The sequence below is a fragment of the uncultured Stenotrophomonas sp. genome (assembly GCF_913778665.1).
GTDB lineage: Bacteria > Pseudomonadota > Gammaproteobacteria > Xanthomonadales > Xanthomonadaceae > Stenotrophomonas.
Window position 1 is genome coordinate 201,100 of record NZ_CAJYVQ010000002.1, and the last position, 15,834, is coordinate 216,933.

The window sequence follows — 15,834 nt, forward strand, 5'->3', positions numbered from 1 at the left end:
CTCAGCTGTCCTCGTCGAAACGGCGGTCGAACAGGCCGACCACCGCCTCCATCGCGGCAGCTTCGTCCTCGCCGTTGATGCGCACGGTGACCGGGGTGCCCTGGCCGGCGGCCAGCAGCATCACGCCCATGATGCTCTTGGCGTTGATCTCACGGCCCTTGGCGGCCATGGTCACGTTGCAGCGGAACGGCGCCAGGGTCTGCACCAGCTTGGCGGTGGCCCGGGCATGCAGGCCCAGGCGGTTGCTCACGGTGAGTTCTCGTTCAAGCATCGTCGACTATCGCTCCATTACGGGTACCCGCCGCGGCTGTGGCAGGCAGTTGATCCAGTCCCTGTTCCGGATAATTCATCACCCGCAGCAACATCGGCAGACTCAGCGCCGACACCCGGCGGACCGGGGTCCCCAGCCGGGCCAGCTGCCCGGCAAGGTTGGCGGGGCTGGCGCCGTACAGGTCGGTCAGGATCAGCACGCCGTCACCGCCATCGACCCGCCGCAGGGCGGCGGAGGCAAGCGGGAGCAGGGCGTCCAGGTCTGCGTCGAACGGTACTTCGAAAGCTTCGGTTTTCAGCGGCAGATGCCGCAGGAGCCGGGTCGCCACGTCAAGCAGGGCGGTCCCGACCCCGGGATGTGTTACGAGGAGAATGCCACAGGTCATTACTGCACGTTAACAGGTCAAGGTGAATTGGCGATAGCAGCAGGAGAGGGGCACTGTGTCCCGTATTCAGCGTTGCTCGCGCGGGAACCCCTTTTCGTTGGAGAAGGGATCCGACTCCATCCATTTTTTCGATGCCTGACAGCGATTCATCCACGCATGGCGTGGAACTACCGTGCCGACCAAGGTCGACACCCACCCACAGCGAAACGACGCGCCGCGATCTGTCCAAGGCGGGGCGGGTCCGGTTGCGGGGGGTGTCCGCGGCAGGGATGCCGCGGCCAAGCCCCCATGGATGGGTTAACGGCGTCCCCCGCAACCGGACCCGCCCCGCCATCCCACGGAATGCCGCTTTTGCTGTTGCTTTCGCTGTTGCCGGCCAGCGGCGGGCACTACCGGCGGGTGCCGGGCGCAGCCCGGCCGCCCCCCTCAATCCTGTTCGCGGTGGTACGTCGCCACGTCTTCCCAGCCCATCTCGCGGGCGTGGCGGGCCATGCGCTCGGCCAGGAACACCGAGCGGTGCTTGCCGCCGGTGCAGCCGAACGCCACGGTCACATAGCTGCGGGTGCCATCGCCCAGTTTCGGCAGCCAGGTATCAAGGAAGTCCATCAGCTGTTCCAGGTAACGCTGCACGTCGGGCTGGGCTTCCAGGTACTCGCGCACGCCGGGTTCGCGGCCACTCAACGCGCGCAGTTCCGGGTCCCAGTGCGGGTTCGGCAGCACCCGCGCGTCGAACACGAAGTCCGCTTCGGCCGGCACGCCGCGCTTGTAGGCGAACGATTCGAACAGCAGCGACAGGCGGGTGGCGTGGTCCAGGGTGAACTCGGTAATGATCCGGCGCCGCAGCTGGTGCACGTTCAGCGCGCTGGTATCGATCACCGCGTCGGCCTCGCGGCGCAGCGGCGCGGTCAGTTCGCGCTCCCGGGCGATCGCTTCGGGCAGTGACAGGCCCAGCTGGCTCAGCGGGTGGCGGCGGCGGGTGTCGGCGTAGCGCTTGAGCACCGCCTCGTCGCTGGCCTCGAAGAACAGCACCTTCACTTCCACCCCGGCGTCGGTGGCCAGCTGCCGCCAGTCGCCCAGCTGGCTCAGGTCGGCCTGGCCGCGCACGTCGATGCCCACCGCCAACCGGCGCGGCGCACTGCCGTCGTGGTTGGCCAGCAGGCTGCGCACGAAGTCGGGCAGCAGATTGATCGGCAGGTTGTCCGAGCAGTAGTAATCCTGGTCCTCGAAGGTCTTCAGGGCGACGGATTTACCCGAGCCGGACAGGCCGCTGACGATGATCAGGGTCGGGGCGGAAGGGTCGACGGTGCTCATGGACAGGCTCTTCGAAAGGCAAGGGTCAGGGAGTTCGCCGTTCCAGCAGGTTGCTGTGACGGGCGATGAACATCGCCGCTGGATCGATGCCCTTGGTGCGCAGGATATGCAGGCGGGTGGCCGCCTCGGTCAGCACGGCCAGGTTGCGGCCGGGCATCACCGGCAGGGTGATCAGCGGCACATCCAGGTCCAGCACATGGCGGGTGCCGGAATCGCCGGTGAGGCGCTCGTAGCCATGCGGGGTGGGTTCGGTCATCGGCTTGGTCAGGTGCACGATCAGCCGAAGGTACTTGTTCTTTTTTACAGCGGTGTCGCCGAACATCTCGCGCACGTTCAGCACGCCCAGGCCGCGCACCTCCAGCAGGTCCTGCAGCAGTTCCGGGCAGGTACCGTCGAGTACGTCGGGGGCGATCTGGGTGAATTCGGGGGCATCGTCGGCCACCAGCCGGTGGCCGCGGCTGAGCAGTTCCAGCGCCAGCTCGCTCTTGCCCGAGCCGGCCTCGCCGGTGATCAGCACGCCGATGGAGTAGATCTCCATGAACACGCCATGCAGGATCACCCGCGGCGCCAGCGTGCGCGCCAGGTGGTAGGACAGGTGGTTGAGCAGTTCGTGGCCGCGCTTGGGCGACAGCCACAGCGGCGTGCCGGATTCATCGGCGGCCGCTCGCAGGTCTTCCGGGCAGGGCTGGTTGCGGGTCAGCACCAGCGCAAGCGGATGCGACTGCATGATCTTTTCAATGGTCTCCCAGCGCTGGCGCGGTTCCAGCGCGTCCAGCCAGGACAGTTCCTCGGTGCCGAGGATCTGCACTTTGTTGGGGTAGATCGCATTGAGGTAGCCGGCCAGCGAGGGGCGGCGCGAGACCGTGTTGCCGGCTTCGAGTTCGCGCTTCTCGCCGGACTTGCCGGCGGCCCAGCGCAGTCCCAGCCGCTCGCGCTGCTGTTCGAACAGTTCACGGGCGGTGATGCTGGTATTCATGCGGCACTCGCAGGTGGGGTCATGTCCAGCGCCTCCCGCAGCGCCCGCGCATCGCGCGCGTCGCGCAGCGCCTGGCGGATGTCCGGCGCCGAGAACAGCTCGGCCAGTTCGGACAGCAGCATCAGGTGCTGGTGGGTGTAGTGGGCGGGCACGGCCATCGCGAACACCAGGTCCACCGGTTCGTCACCACCGAAGTCGACTGGGCTGGCCAGGCGCAACAGGGCCCCGCGGGGGCGATCCAGAGTGGGGGCGCGGCCATGTGGAATGGCGATGCCGTAACCGATCGCAGTGCTGCCCAGCGCTTCGCGCTGGCACAGGTTCAGATAGATCTGCTGGGCGTTGGCCTGGCGGCAGGCCAGCAACCCGGCCGCGGCCTGCAGGACGCTGTCACGGTCGGTGGCCGTGCAGAGCTGGGTCTGCACGGCCGCCAGGAGGTCAGTCAGGGGCATGTCTGCGGGGAACGGTGGCGATCAGCCACCATTGTCGCCCACCGGCAGCGGTGCGTGCTGCTGTTTTTTCTCCTTGTGCTTGATCACCAGGCGGTCAAGCTTGTCCGCAAGCAGGTCGATCGCGGCGTACATGGTCTGGCCGCCGGCCTCGGCATGCAGGGTCTGCCCCGGGATGTTGAGGCTGGCGTCGACGTGGTGCTCGGTCTTCTGCAGCTTGAGGGTCACCCGCGCTTCGCAGTGCTGGTCGAAGTGCTTTCCGATCCGGGCCAGCTTCTCCTCTACATAGGACTGCAGGGCCGGGGTGACTTCGACGTCTTTGCCAAACGTTTCGATGCGCATCGGGTTTCTCCTGTGTTCGGATGTGCCAATGAACCTCTCCGCCGGGCGCGGCGGCGCGTCAAGCGATTCTGACCCTTTCGTGCGAGGCGGAGATGTTCATGGCTTCACGATACTTCGCCACGGTGCGTCGCGCTACTGGAATTCCCGACGATTTGAGCAGGTCAGCCAGCTTGGCGTCAGAAAGCGGCTTGCGCGGGTTCTCGTCGTCGATCAGGCGCCGGATCATTGCCTGGATGGCCGTGCTGGACGCCTCGCCACCGCCCTCGGTATCGATGCCCGAGGCGAAGAAGGCGCGCAGCGGCAGGGTTCCGCGCGGCGTGCGCACGTGCTTGCGGGCGATCGCGCGCGACACCGTGGATTCGTGCAGGCCAAGCTCGACGGCGATCTCGCGCAGTGTCAGCGGGCGCAGCGCCTGTTCGCCGAATTCGAGGAAGCCGGCCTGTTGCAGGATCAGGCTGCGCACCACCCGCAGCAGGGTTTCGCCGCGCTGCTGCAGGCCTTTCAGCAGCCAGCGCGCTTCCTGCAGCTGGGCGCGCAGGTAGCCCGCGTCGGCCTCGCCGCAGCGACGGATCAGTTGTTCGTAGCCACGGTGGATCACCACCTTCGGCCCGGCATGCGCGGCCAGCGCCGCGCGCCAGACACCGTTCTGCCGCCACACCACCACGTCCGGCACCACGTAGGTGTCCTGCGACAGCGGCGCGATCTGCGTTCCGGGGCGCGGGTCCAGCGAGCGCAGCAGGGCGACGGCGGTCTCGACATCGGCCAGTGGCAGTTTCAGTTCGTGGGCGAGGCCGGCCACGCCACTGCGCGGCAGGCGTTCCAGCGGACCTGCGGCAATCTGTCGCGCCACGGCCAGGCCGGGCGTGCCCTCGTCCAGTACGTCCAGCTGCAACTGCAGGCATTCGCCAAGTGTGCGCGCGGCTACGCCGACCGGATCGAAACGCTGGATGCGGTGCAGCACCGCGAGGATCTCATCCTCGTCGGCATGAGTGGCCGGCAGCAGGGTTTCGGCGATGGTGGCCAGCGGCTCGCGCAGGTAGCCGTCTTCGTCGAGTGCATCGATCAGCGTGGCGCCGATACTGCGGTCGCGCGCCGACAGATGCGACAGGTGCAGCTGCCACAGCAGGTGGTCGGCCAGTGTTTCGGTTTCGGCCACGCGCTCGGCGGCGCTGCCGGTGTCGTCGTCATCGTCGAAGGTGCCACCGCTGCCGGCGGCGCTCCAGTCCAGTTCGGCAGGTGCCCAGTCATCTCCGCTGTCGGCGCGTTCGTTGGGCGCTTCGCTGTCGTTTCCGTCACTGCCTTCGTTGCCGGCAGCGCCGTTGTTGCTGTCAGCCCAGTCCAGCAGCGGGTTGCTCTCCACGGCTTGGGCGATTTCCAGCTCCAGCTCGGTGGTGGACATCTGCAGCAGCTTGATCGCCTGCTGCAGCTGGGGCGTGAGCACCAGCTGCTGTCCCAACGATGTCTGCAGCCGAGTTTTCATGCCTGTGCCGAAAGGATGGAAAGTGCCCCGGCGCCAGCGGTCACAGCTTGAAGGAGTCCCCAAGGTAGACGCGACGCACATCAGCGTTGTCCAGGATCGCCTCCGGCGAGCCCTGGGCCAGTACGGTGCCTTCGGCGAGGATATATGCGCGGTCGCAGATTCCCAAGGTCTCGCGCACGTTGTGGTCGGTGATCAGCACGCCGATGCCACGCTGCTTGAGGTGGGTGACGATGCGCTGGATCTCGCCGACCGAAATCGGATCGACACCGGCGAACGGTTCGTCGAGCAGGATCAGGCGCGGCTGCGCGGCCAGTGCACGAGCGATCTCGCAGCGGCGGCGTTCGCCACCGGACAGGCTGGCACCGAGCTGGTCTGCGACATGGCCCAGCTGAAGCTCGTCGAGCAGGCTGTTCAGTTCGCGCTCGCGGCCGGCCGAATCCAGGTCTTCGCGCAGTTCAAGCACCAGCCGCAGGTTGTCGGCCACGGTCAGCTTGCGGAACACCGACGGTTCCTGTGGCAGGTAGCCCACGCCCTGCTTGGCGCGGGTATACATCGGGTCGCCGGTGATGTCCTTGCCGTCGAGCACGATGCTGCCGGCATCGGCGGCGACCAGGCCGACGATCATGTAGAAGCAGGTGGTCTTGCCGGCACCGTTGGGGCCGAGCAGGCCGACCACTTCGCCGGCGTCGAGGGTCAGCCCGAAGTCCTTGACGACTTCGCGCTGCTTGTACTTCTTGCGCAGACCCTTGGCGACCAGCATTACTTCTTGCTCCCGGCCGGCTTCGCCGGCGTGGTGGCCGGTGCCGCCTTCGGCGCTGCGGCCGACGGCTGCGCGGCCGGATTCTTGTTCTTCGGCGGGATGACGGTGCGCACACGGCTGCCATCGCCACCGGAATTCATTTCACCGCTGCGGGTGTTGTAGACCATGCGCTGGCCGGCGTTGGTGCCGCGCGCGCTGGTGACCTTGTAGTTGCCGGTGAGGGTGATGATCTCGGTCTTGATGTCGTAGTCGATGCGATCGGCCACCGCGTCCATCCAGGTGCCGTCGTCGAGCTGCTGCTTCATCGTGGCCTGCTTGCCGGTGAACACCGCACGCACCGCCTCGCCGTCCTTCAGGTAGATCTCGGCTTCGGACGAACGGATGTCCAGCGAGCCCTGGGTGACGGTCACGCCCTGCGAGAGCACGGTCTTGCCGTCGCCGGTGAGCACGCCCGACTGGGCACCGGATTCGATGTTCATGTTCTCGTTGCGGTCGGTCGACTTGGCGAAGGCGGCGCTGGGAACAAGAAGAGCGAACGCGAGTACGGCTGCAAAGGGAATCTTCATCGGGGTCCGTTCTACCGGTGGGGGCCTCCCGGGCGACCGGGGGCGGGTGGGTGGGCTGCCTGCCTCGCGCCTGTCCGGGGACGTCGCAGGCGGGCGGCGGAATCAGTGCCGGGGCGTGTAGCGGCCCTTGGACTGGCTGAGGAAATGATACGTGTTGTTCTTCGAATCCACCTCGAAGCCGACCCCGGACTGTTCCATGCCCGGGCGGGTCATGGTCACCCGCGCATCGGTGCGGGCGCGGCTTTCTTTGGGGAACACGTCCAGGTGGTCGGTGCGGAAGGTGGTGGGTACCACGCCCGGGCCAGCCGGGCTGTCGCCGGCGACATTGCCGCGCAGCTTCATCTCATCGCCCTTGGCGCTCAGCCAGCCGGTCTCCGACCGCAGGGTCCAGTGCTTGCCATCCTTGTCCGGCATCTCGAACAGCGGGGTGGCGATGTTGATGGTCTGGTCACCGCGCTGGCGCTCCAGCAGCGGTGCACGCAGCGTGGTCGACTCCTTGCCCTGCTCGTCGAGCGCGACGATCTGGAAGTCGTGCAGCACGTAGTCCACGCCGACCTCCTCGCCGCCCTGCTGCGCGCCCTTGTCGCGGTTGCGCAGTGCCGCCCAGCTGCTCAGCAGCGCCGCCAGCAGCAGGACCACGCCAAGCACGGTGCGCCAGTTCATCGCAGGAGCATTCATGCGCCGAACCTCGCCAGCACGGCATCGATGCGGCCCTGAGCGGCCAGCAGGACGTCGCACAGCTCGCGCGCGGCGCCACGCCCGCCGTCGGCGCGGGTCTGCCAGTGCACGCGCTCGGCGATCCACGGATGGGCGTTGGCCGGCGCTACGGCCAGGCCGACCGCGCCCAGCGGCGCCAGGTCGGGCAGGTCGTCGCCCATGAACGCCACCTGGTCCAGGCCGATGCCGTGCTGGGCGCACAGTGCCTGCACGCTGGCCAGCTTGTCGCCCACGGCGATCTGGGTATCGATGCCGAGGTCGGCGCCGCGCTTGAGCGCGGACTGGCTGTTGCGCGCGGTGATCAGCACGGGGTGGATGCCGTGCTGTTGCAGCAGTTTCAGGCCCAGGCCGTCCTGCACGAAGTACGCCTTGCTCTCGTTGCCGTCCTTGTCGTAGTACAGCCGACCGTCGGTGAGGGTGCCGTCCACGTCGAAGCAGGCCAGGCGGATCTGGGCCGCGGCGGCATGCAGGTGGGCGGGGAAGGCGGGCAGGGGGGACCAGGGCATCAGGGCGGCAGGCTCGGTGGGGACGGGTGCGGCATTACAGACTGAATGGGGTCTACGGACTGTCGGTTAAACCACCCGGGCCCGCAACAGGTCATGAATGTTCAGGGCGCCGACGGCCCGGCCCTGGCCATCAACCACGATCAGGCCGTTGATTTTCTGGGTTTCCATCTGCCGGGCGGCCTCCACGGCCAGCTGGTCGGCGCCGATGGTGCGCGGGTTGCGGGTCATCACATCGGCGATCTTCGCGGTGCGCACGTCCAGCGCGCTGTCCAGCGCGCGGCGCAGGTCGCCGTCGGTGAACAGCCCGATCAGCACGCCCTCGGCGTCGACCACGGCGGTCATGCCCAGCCGTTTGCGGCTCATCTCCACCAGCGCCTCGCTGAGGCTGGCCCCGGCCGGGACCTTGGGCAGGTCGTCGCCGGTGTGCATGACGTCGGTGATGTGCAGCAGCAGGCGGCGGCCGAGGCTGCCAGCCGGGTGCGAGCGGGCGAAGTCATCGGCGGTGAAGCCGCGTGCATCCAGCAGGGCCACGGCCAGCGCGTCGCCCATCGCCAGCGAGGCGGTGGTGCTGGAGGTCGGCGCCAGCGCCAGCGGGCAGGCTTCGGCCGGCACGCTCACGTCCAGGTGCACGTCGGCGGCGGTGGCCAGGCTGGACTGCGGGCGGCCGGTCATGGAAATCAGCACGTTGCCCTGGCGCTTGAGCACGGGCAGCAGCATCAGCAACTCGTCCGACTCGCCCGAGTAGGACAGGGCAAGCACCACGTCGTCCTCGGTGATCATGCCCAGGTCGCCGTGGCCGGCCTCGCCCGGGTGCACGTAGAACGCTGGGGTGCCGGTGGAGGCCAGGGTGGCGGCGATCTTGCGGGCGATGTGGCCGGACTTGCCCATGCCGGTGGCGACCACCCGGCCGCGGCTGGCCAGGATCGCCTGGCAGGCCTTCTGGAAGGCTTCACCGAGGCGGGCGGCAACCGCATCCAGGGCCTGCTGCTCGATCTCGAAGACGCGACGGCCGCTGGCGACCAGGCTGGCCGGATCGACGGAACGGGGGGGCAGGAGGGACTCGGCCATGCGGACGCCACGCAGCGGAAGTAGAATGAGCGCTCATTTTATTAGGAAAGCCCGTTGGACGCTGACACCATCCGCAATCTGATCGAAACCGGCCTGCCCGGCGCCCGCGCCGACGTGCGTGGCGACGATGGCGTGCATTTCGAAGCGACCGTGGTCTGCGAGGCCTTTGCCGGCAAGATGCCGCTGGCTCGCCACCGGATGGTCTACGCCACCCTGGGTGACCTGATGGGCGGCGCGATCCACGCGCTTGCGTTGAAAACCGTGACCCCGGCCGAAGCCGGCTGAACCGCAGAAGATCCCGAATACATGGCCAAGATCGTTGTGACCGGCGGCGCTGCGCTGCACGGTGAAGTGAGCATCTCCGGCGCCAAGAACGCCGTCCTCCCCATTCTGTGCGCGACCCTGCTGGCCGATGCGCCGGTGGAGATCACCAATGTGCCGCACCTGCACGACGTGGTCACCACGGTGAAGCTGCTGGGCGAGCTGGGCGCCAAGGTCACCATCGACCAGGGCACGCTGTCGCGCGGCAGCGCGATCGTGGTCGACCCGCGCTCGGTGAACCAGCACGTGGCACCGTACGAACTGGTCAAGACCATGCGCGCATCGATCCTGGTGCTGGGCCCGCTGCTGGCCCGCTTCGGCGCCGCCGAAGTGTCGTTGCCCGGCGGCTGCGCGATCGGTTCGCGCCCGGTCGACCAGCACATCAAGGGCCTGCAGGCGCTGGGTGCGGAGATCGTGGTCGAGAACGGCTTCATCAAGGCCTCGGCCAAGCGCCTGAAGGGTGGCCACTTCACCTTCGACATGGTCAGCGTCACCGGTACCGAGAACGTGCTGATGGGCGCGGTGCTGGCCGAAGGCACCACCATCCTCGACAACTGCGCGATGGAACCGGAAGTGACCGATCTGGCGCACTGCCTGATCGCCCTCGGCGCGAAGATCGAAGGCCTGGGCACCGCCCGCCTGGTCATCGAAGGCGTCGATCGCCTGTCTGGCGGCCGCCATGAAGTGCTGCCCGACCGCATCGAAACCGGCACCTTCCTGGTGGCCGCGGCGATGACCGGCGGCAAGGTCACGGTCAACCGTGCGCGCCCGAACACCATGGACGCGGTGCTGTCCAAGCTGGCTGAGGCCGGTGCGAAGATCGAGACCACCGAAGATTCGATCACCCTGGACATGCAGGGCAAGCGGCCGAAGGCGGTCAACCTGACCACCGCGCCGTACCCGGCGTTCCCGACCGACATGCAGGCGCAGTTCATGGCGCTCAACTGCGTGGCCGACGGTGTCGGCGTGATCAATGAAACGATCTTCGAGAACCGTTTCATGCACGTCAACGAGCTGCTGCGCCTGGGCGCGGACATCCAGGTCGAGGGCCACACCGCCATTGCCCGTGGCCACGAGCGCCTGAGTGGTGCGCCGGTGATGGCCACCGATCTTCGCGCGTCGGCGTCGCTGATCCTGGCTGGCCTGATGGCTGACGGTGACACCACCATCGACCGCATCTACCACCTTGACCGTGGCTACGAGAACATCGAAGAGAAGCTGTCTTCGCTCGGCGCCACCATCCGGCGCGTGCCATGATCCTGCGCGGAAAATTCAGCCCGCGTCGCAAGGCGCTGCTGGCGCTGGTGCTGATCGTACTGGCGTGGCTGGGCTATGCCTGGTACGCCAACATCGCCATCACTCAGGGCATCGAGCAGAAGGACATGGACTGGAACGGCGACGGCACGGTCTCGCGCGACGAGATCATCCAGTCGTTCTATGCGGTGTCGGTGAACGACAGCCAGGAAGGCAACCGGCATTGCCGCACCTTCGTCTGGCGCGGCACCGGCGAGCAGATCCGCGTGGATTGCCGTACCGAGTTCACGCCGGCCGCAGCCGAGCAGAAGAAGTAGGAACAACGCCCGCGAAAGCGGGCGTTGTTGTTGCGGTAGCGCCGGGCCGTGCCCGGCGAGCGCGTAGCGCGGAACGAAAATCTGCCGGGCATGGCCCGCCGCTGGCGGTCAGTTCATCGCCTTGATGGTCAGGTCCAGCGCATCGCGGCCACCCTCACGCTGCAGCATGCGCGCCGGCACCGGGAACTCCGGCACGATCCAGGCGATGAGCTCCTTGTTGCCGTCGGCACGCGACACCTTGGTCGCATCGTAGCTCTTGCCCGCCACGGTGATCGATTCCTTGCCGATCACGCGGTAGGTCATGTTCTTGATGCGGCCTTCGTCGACCATGCGGTAGGTCAGCGGCTTGCCGGCCGCCAGGTCGCGGGCGATCGCCAGGTTGATCAGCAGGGCGTCCATGTCACCGGTCTTCAGCGCGATCGGGCCGGCGCGATCCGGCTTGATGTCGCCGGTCCAGGTGGCCTGGTTGCTGGTCCAGTTGTAGTTGGCCTGCACGTTGCGCTTCTTCACCAGCAGCGCCGAACGGTCCTGGCTGCTGAGCGGGCGCAGCTGGCCGCGTACTTCCTCGAACACGGTGCTCTGGCTGAGGTCGGCCAGCTGGTTCTTCACCTGCAGGCTGTAGCGCCACTTGTTGGCGCCTTCGCTGGACAGGGTCATGGTGCCGTTGGCCTGCATGCCCATGTAGCTGGCCAGATAATCGGCCTTGAACGGTTCCAGCGCCATCGCCGGCAGGCTGGCCACGGTCAGCGCGGCAGCGGCGATCCAGGTGAGGGGGCGGGTCAGGGTGCTCATGCTCAGACTCCTTGGTATTCGATCAGGCGCAGGTCGACGCGGTCTTCGCCGTCTTCGCGTTGCAGGATGCGCACCGGGGTGGGAACACCGTTGGCGATCCAGAGGATGGTTTCGTTGTTGCCGCCGTTGGTCCGGTAGACCCGCAGCGCGTTGTAGGAGAGGTCGCCGACCTCGACGTTCTCCGTCTGCGGCGCGGCCTGGTACTCATGCTGGCGGACCTTGCCCATGTCCACGTATCGGTAGTGCATGCTGGCGCCCGGGCGCGCATCGCGCATGATCGCCAGGTTGATCAGCAGCGCGCTCTGGTCGCCGGGCTGCAGCGGAATCGGCTGCGCGCGGTCCTTTTTCACGTCGCCGGTCCACTGCGCGGTGCCGGCCTGCCAGTTGTAGGTGCCGACCGCCTTCTTGCCCAGGAACAGGCCCTTGCGCAGGGTGCTCTGGCTCAACGGCGCATAGGTGCCCCCGCGCTCTTCGAACACGGTGCTCTGCTCGATGTTCAGGCCCAGCACGCTGGCGAAGCCGCGGCGCCCGACCACCTGCATGTCCACGCGCCACTGGCTGCCGCCGGTGTGGGTCACCTGCATGCTGGCGTCGCCGGCCTCCTTGCCCTTGTAGAAGGCCTGGTAGGTGGCGGTGAACGGCTGCAGCGGCGGCGGCTCCCAGGCCAGTGCCGGCAGCAGCGGTGCCGCAGGTTCATTCGGCGGCAGCGCGGCGGGGGCCGGTGGCGGCGAGGCGGCAGGCGCCTGGCCCCGGCCGACGCCGGGCAGTACGGCCAGCGACAACAGCAATGACGTGGACAGCAGGGTCGTGGTCTTCATGGAGGACAGGGGCCGCAGGAGGAAGCAGGATGCCAGCCCCGCAGTCAGCGGGGCGTGTGCAAGCAGGTTACCGGTGCAGGTTCCCGGCGGAATCTAGGGCCAACGGGCTAAACAGGGGGTGACCGTCCAGCCAGGGCTGTCCGTCCCGTTCAGCCAGGCGGCCCGCGCACAGCAGTTGCAGGGTGGCGATCAGCAGCGGGTGCTCCACCGCCAGCACGCGTGCGGCCAGCGCCTGCGCGTCGTCGCCGGGCCTCACCGGCACCCGCACCTGCGCCAGTACCGCGCCGGCGTCCAGCTCGGGCACCACCAGGTGCACGCTGGCACCATGCTCGGCATCGCCGGCCTGCAGCGCCCGCGCGTGGGTGTCCAGGCCCTTGTGCCGCGGCAGCAGCGACGGGTGGATGTTGACCAGGCGGCCATCGAAACGCTGCACGAAGGCGGCGCCGAGGATGCGCATGTAGCCGGCGCAGATGATCCAGTCGGCCTGCACCGCCGCCAGGGCATCGCCCAGTGCCTGCTCGTAAGCGGCGCGGTCGCTGAATTCCTTTGGCGCATGCGCCCAGCGCAGGCCGGGATCGACGCGTTGCAGGGCTTCGGCACCGGGGCGGTCGGAGAACACGCCGACCACCTGGGCCGGGAGGCGGCCGCTGCCGATCGCGTCGAGGATGGCCTGCAGGTTGCTGCCGCGGCCCGAGGCGAGCACGGCGATACGGGTGGCGGCAGTCATTGCAGTGGGCTCCGGCGGATCAGGGGCCAGCTCAGCAGGCTGCCGAAGGTGGCCATCAGCATGTCAGCATGCGCATCCCACATGTCACCCTGCTGGCCGTTATAGGCTTCGGCGGCGTCGGGCGACAGTGCCAGCGCAATGGCCCATTCGAACCATTCGTAGACCAGGCTGGAACACATCACTGCCATCACTGCCAGGGCGAACGCCTGCCCGCGCCGCAGTGTCGGCCACGCGTGCCGGGCCAGCTGCAGCAGCGCGGGTGTGAAGCAGGCGCCGTACAGGAAGTGGATGAGGCGGTCGAAATGATTGCGTTGCCAGCCGAAGGCTGCATTCGGCGACCAGCCGGTCAGGGCCTGCGTCCAGGCGTCGTAGGGCACGTTCGAGTACAGCCAGCGCGCCGCAACGCAATGCAGGGCGATGAACCCGCAGATCGCGATGAAGGGGCCGTTGCCCAGCCAGCCGCCGCGACGGTCGACCCAGAACAGGGCGGCCAGCCCGATCACGGTCAAGGTGCTGTGCAGGGCCTGTTCGGTGGGCCACAACGGCTGGATCCAGCTGAGTACGAACACCGCCAGCGCGACGCTGAAGGCCAGCTTCTTGGGGCCGGACAGGCGATGGGCGGTGGTGGTGGCGATGGCAGGCGAGGACATGTCGGGTCGATCAGAAGGAGACAGCGTGTTCGCCGGCCGGCTCAGACGCTGAGGTGGTCGCCACGGTCGAACAGGGCGGCCATGTCAGGCTTGGACAGGAACACCCAGGCATAGGCGGTCAGCGCCATGCCCAGTGGGCCGGCCAGCACCGCCAGCCACGCCGCGCGCCTGCACCAGGCCAACCCGCTGCGCCGCGACAGCAGGCGGGCGCTGTGCAGCTGGACAACGCCCAGTGCGGCCGCCAGCAGCGAGACCACGCCGTACACCGTGGCCAGCACCGCACCGTCGTCCAGCCCGCGCGTGCTGGCGACCACGCCGATGAAACCGAGGAAGGCCAGCGCGGCCAGCCAGTGGAAACCGGCCAGCGCGTAGAACAGCACCTTCAGCGTCTGCAGGTGGCTGGCCAGCTGCAGCTGCGCCAGGGTCTGCTGTGGCAGCGGCGGCGGGTTGCCCGGAATCGTCATGGCGTTGCGGTGGGGGTATCGAACACGGCCTTGACCTGCGGACGCAGCAGGATGATCAGGGCGAACACCCCCAGCACGGTGCCGACCGGTGCGAACAGGCAGGCCAGGCCGGCCACGATCAGGCACAGCAGATGACGGCGGCGGCGCGCCAGGCAGCGCCCGGCATAGGCGACGAACGCGCCCAGGGTGACTCCGCCGAACACCATGACGCAGCCGAGCACGGTGAATACCCAGCCCATCAGGCGCTGTTCCTCCGGCGAGGAGGGGCCGCCGGAGGACTCCATGGGCAGGCTGCCGGTCAGGGCGGCGATGCCGATCACGATGTGCAGGATGAAGATCAGCGAAAACAGCGCGATCAGGCCACCAACCACGTAGTGCGCGATGGACAGCATGCGCAGGTGGTCGGCGTCCTGCGCGCTGAACACCGGTGCCGGCGCCAGTGGCGGCGGCATCGGGGCAGGCGACACGGGGGGCGTTGCGTCCATGCGGGCTCCTGGTTGCCGGGCTCAGCCGATGTGGACGCGCTCGGCGCCTTCGGCGGTAACCACTTGGCCGATGGTCCAGTGCTCCAGGCCCTGCGCCTTGACCGCCTCGGACACCGCAGCCACCTGGTCCGCTGCGACGATCAGCACGAAGCCGATGCCGCAGTTGAAGGTGCGCCACATCTCGCTGTCGGCCACCGCGCCTTCCTTCTGCAGCCACTGGAACACCGGCGGCAGGGTCCACGACGAAGCCTGGATGTCCAGGCCGAGGCCGTCGGGCACCACGCGGATGATGTTCTCGGTGAGGCCGCCACCGGTGATGTGGGCCATGCCGTGGATGGCCTCGCCGTGCGACTTCAGCAGCGACAGGATCGGCTTGACGTACAGGCGGGTCGGCGCCATCAGCGCATCGACCAGCTTCACCCCGCCTTCCAGCTCCAGCTCCGCCGGGCGGCCGGCGCGGTCATAGATGCGGCGCACCAGCGAGTAGCCGTTGGAGTGCGGGCCCGACGAGGCGATGCCGATCAGCACGTCACCGGCGGCCACGCTGGCGCCGTCCTTCAGCTCGCTCTTCTCGACCGCAGCGACGGTGAAGCCGGCCAGGTCGTATTCGCCGGGTGCGTACATGTCGGGCATTTCAGCGGTCTCGCCGCCGATCAGCGCACAGCCGGCCTCGGTGCAGCCGTTGGCGATGCCACCCACGACCGCCGCAGCGGTGTCGATGTCCAGCTTGCCGGTGGCGAAATAGTCCAGGAAGAACAGCGGCTCGGCGCCCTGCACCAGCACGTCGTTCACGCACATGGCCACCAGGTCGATGCCGATCGTGTCGTGGCGGTTCAGCTGGTGGGCCAGCTTCAGCTTGGTGCCCACGCCGTCGGTGCCGGACACCAGCACCGGCTCGCGGTACTTGTTGGACAGGTCGAACAGGGCGCCGAAGCCGCCAAGGCCGCCCATCACTTCCGGCCGGAAGCTGCGCTTGACCAGGGGCTTGATCCGCTCGACCAGAGCGTTGCCGGCGTCGATGTCGACACCCGCATCACGGTAGGTGAGGGGGGAGGGGGCGGAAGACGGGGTGTTGGTCACGGGCGTCGGCGCTGGCAGGGGTTGAACGGGCGATTTTAACAGGCCGCATTGGCGCAAAGTCCGTATTCGGGCAACAATTCCCCCGGATACGTCGAGCC

22 protein-coding genes are annotated in these 15,834 nt (G+C 68.0%); 3 read left to right on the plus strand and 19 right to left on the minus strand.

Annotated elements, in window-relative coordinates; genetic code table 11:
- Position 1: 1 nt before the first annotated feature.
- The 12 genes from QZ853_RS01780 to QZ853_RS01835 form a co-directional block, all read right to left on the minus strand.
- Positions 2-271, minus strand: a complete 270-nt coding sequence (locus QZ853_RS01780; RefSeq protein WP_295570239.1) for an HPr family phosphocarrier protein — start codon at positions 269-271, stop codon at positions 2-4.
- Positions 264-656 (minus strand): PTS fructose IIA subunit family protein, encoded by a 393-nt coding sequence (locus QZ853_RS01785; protein ID WP_295570240.1) that lies wholly within the window; start codon positions 654-656, stop codon positions 264-266. Before QZ853_RS01785 ends, QZ853_RS01780 begins: the two co-directional genes overlap by 8 nt.
- Positions 657-1,082: 426 nt before the next feature.
- Positions 1,083-1,967 (minus strand): RNase adapter RapZ, encoded by an 885-nt coding sequence (gene rapZ, locus QZ853_RS01790; protein WP_295570242.1) that lies wholly within the window; start codon positions 1,965-1,967, stop codon positions 1,083-1,085.
- Positions 1,968-1,992: 25 nt separating this feature from the next.
- Positions 1,993-2,943, minus strand: coding sequence for an HPr(Ser) kinase/phosphatase (hprK, locus tag QZ853_RS01795; protein ID WP_004147299.1), 951 nt, complete (start codon positions 2,941-2,943; stop codon positions 1,993-1,995).
- The gene (locus tag QZ853_RS01800) at positions 2,940-3,392 is read right to left on the minus strand and encodes a PTS sugar transporter subunit IIA (protein WP_295570244.1); all 453 of its coding nucleotides are present in this window, start codon (positions 3,390-3,392) and stop codon (positions 2,940-2,942) included. The genes hprK and QZ853_RS01800 overlap by 4 nt, the downstream gene beginning before the upstream one ends.
- Positions 3,393-3,413: 21 nt before the next feature.
- On the minus strand, positions 3,414-3,731 hold the full coding sequence (gene raiA / locus QZ853_RS01805; RefSeq protein WP_005415556.1) for a ribosome-associated translation inhibitor RaiA: 318 nt from the start codon (positions 3,729-3,731) through the stop codon (positions 3,414-3,416).
- 58 nt (positions 3,732-3,789) lie between these two features.
- Positions 3,790-5,211, minus strand: a complete 1,422-nt coding sequence (locus tag QZ853_RS01810; protein WP_295570245.1) for an RNA polymerase factor sigma-54 — start codon at positions 5,209-5,211, stop codon at positions 3,790-3,792.
- 40 nt (positions 5,212-5,251) lie between these two features.
- Positions 5,252-5,971 (minus strand): LPS export ABC transporter ATP-binding protein, encoded by a 720-nt coding sequence (gene lptB / locus QZ853_RS01815; protein ID WP_197580841.1) that lies wholly within the window; start codon positions 5,969-5,971, stop codon positions 5,252-5,254.
- Positions 5,971-6,537, minus strand: a complete 567-nt coding sequence (gene lptA / locus QZ853_RS01820; protein ID WP_295570249.1) for a lipopolysaccharide transport periplasmic protein LptA — start codon at positions 6,535-6,537, stop codon at positions 5,971-5,973. The genes lptB and lptA overlap by 1 nt, the downstream gene beginning before the upstream one ends.
- 102 nt (positions 6,538-6,639) lie before the next feature.
- Positions 6,640-7,215 carry an LPS export ABC transporter periplasmic protein LptC gene (gene lptC, locus QZ853_RS01825; protein WP_295570250.1) on the minus strand — a complete coding sequence of 192 codons (576 nt, stop codon included), beginning with the start codon at positions 7,213-7,215 and terminating at the stop codon, positions 6,640-6,642.
- On the minus strand, positions 7,212-7,760 hold the full coding sequence (locus QZ853_RS01830) for an HAD hydrolase family protein (RefSeq protein ID WP_295570251.1): 549 nt from the start codon (positions 7,758-7,760) through the stop codon (positions 7,212-7,214). The genes lptC and QZ853_RS01830 overlap by 4 nt, the downstream gene beginning before the upstream one ends.
- A 66-nt stretch (positions 7,761-7,826) precedes the next feature.
- Positions 7,827-8,828 carry a KpsF/GutQ family sugar-phosphate isomerase gene (locus QZ853_RS01835; RefSeq protein ID WP_295570252.1) on the minus strand — a complete coding sequence of 334 codons (1,002 nt, stop codon included), beginning with the start codon at positions 8,826-8,828 and terminating at the stop codon, positions 7,827-7,829.
- A gap of 54 nt (positions 8,829-8,882) precedes the next feature.
- On the opposite strand from QZ853_RS01835, the gene QZ853_RS01840 reads away from it, so the two are divergent.
- From QZ853_RS01840 to QZ853_RS01850, 3 genes are read left to right on the plus strand one after another with little or no spacing between them, the layout of a single operon-like run.
- Positions 8,883-9,113: a BolA family protein gene (locus QZ853_RS01840; RefSeq protein WP_021202589.1), complete on the plus strand. Its 231-nt coding sequence runs from the start codon at positions 8,883-8,885 to the stop codon at positions 9,111-9,113.
- A 21-nt stretch (positions 9,114-9,134) separates the two neighbouring features.
- Positions 9,135-10,406, plus strand: a complete 1,272-nt coding sequence (murA, locus tag QZ853_RS01845; RefSeq protein WP_295570253.1) for a UDP-N-acetylglucosamine 1-carboxyvinyltransferase — start codon at positions 9,135-9,137, stop codon at positions 10,404-10,406.
- Positions 10,403-10,720: an EF-hand domain-containing protein gene (locus QZ853_RS01850; protein WP_295570255.1), complete on the plus strand. Its 318-nt coding sequence runs from the start codon at positions 10,403-10,405 to the stop codon at positions 10,718-10,720. Before murA ends, QZ853_RS01850 begins: the two co-directional genes overlap by 4 nt.
- A 108-nt stretch (positions 10,721-10,828) precedes the next feature.
- Here the strand turns inward: QZ853_RS01850 and QZ853_RS01855 are convergent, their stop codons facing one another.
- The 7 genes from QZ853_RS01855 to purM all read right to left on the minus strand — a co-directional run bounded on the left by QZ853_RS01855 (position 10,829) and on the right by purM (position 15,736).
- The gene (locus tag QZ853_RS01855; protein ID WP_295570257.1) at positions 10,829-11,512 is read right to left on the minus strand and encodes a DUF3108 domain-containing protein; all 684 of its coding nucleotides are present in this window, start codon (positions 11,510-11,512) and stop codon (positions 10,829-10,831) included.
- A 2-nt stretch (positions 11,513-11,514) separates the two neighbouring features.
- On the minus strand, positions 11,515-12,330 hold the full coding sequence (locus QZ853_RS01860; RefSeq protein WP_295570259.1) for a DUF3108 domain-containing protein: 816 nt from the start codon (positions 12,328-12,330) through the stop codon (positions 11,515-11,517).
- A 67-nt stretch (positions 12,331-12,397) separates the two neighbouring features.
- Positions 12,398-13,057: a phosphoribosylglycinamide formyltransferase gene (gene purN / locus QZ853_RS01865; RefSeq protein ID WP_295570261.1), complete on the minus strand. Its 660-nt coding sequence runs from the start codon at positions 13,055-13,057 to the stop codon at positions 12,398-12,400.
- Positions 13,054-13,707: a DUF2238 domain-containing protein gene (locus QZ853_RS01870; RefSeq protein ID WP_295570262.1), complete on the minus strand. Its 654-nt coding sequence runs from the start codon at positions 13,705-13,707 to the stop codon at positions 13,054-13,056. Before QZ853_RS01870 ends, purN begins: the two co-directional genes overlap by 4 nt.
- Before the next feature lie 41 nt (positions 13,708-13,748).
- Positions 13,749-14,171, minus strand: a complete 423-nt coding sequence (locus tag QZ853_RS01875; RefSeq protein WP_295570264.1) for a hypothetical protein — start codon at positions 14,169-14,171, stop codon at positions 13,749-13,751.
- Entirely contained in the window at positions 14,168-14,656 is a 489-nt protein-coding gene (locus QZ853_RS01880) for a hypothetical protein (RefSeq protein WP_295570265.1), read from the minus strand. Before QZ853_RS01880 ends, QZ853_RS01875 begins: the two co-directional genes overlap by 4 nt.
- Before the next feature lie 21 nt (positions 14,657-14,677).
- A complete protein-coding gene (gene purM, locus QZ853_RS01885) occupies positions 14,678-15,736 on the minus strand; it encodes a phosphoribosylformylglycinamidine cyclo-ligase (protein WP_295570267.1) in 1,059 nt (352 codons plus the stop codon).
- Positions 15,737-15,834: the final 98 nt, after the last annotated feature.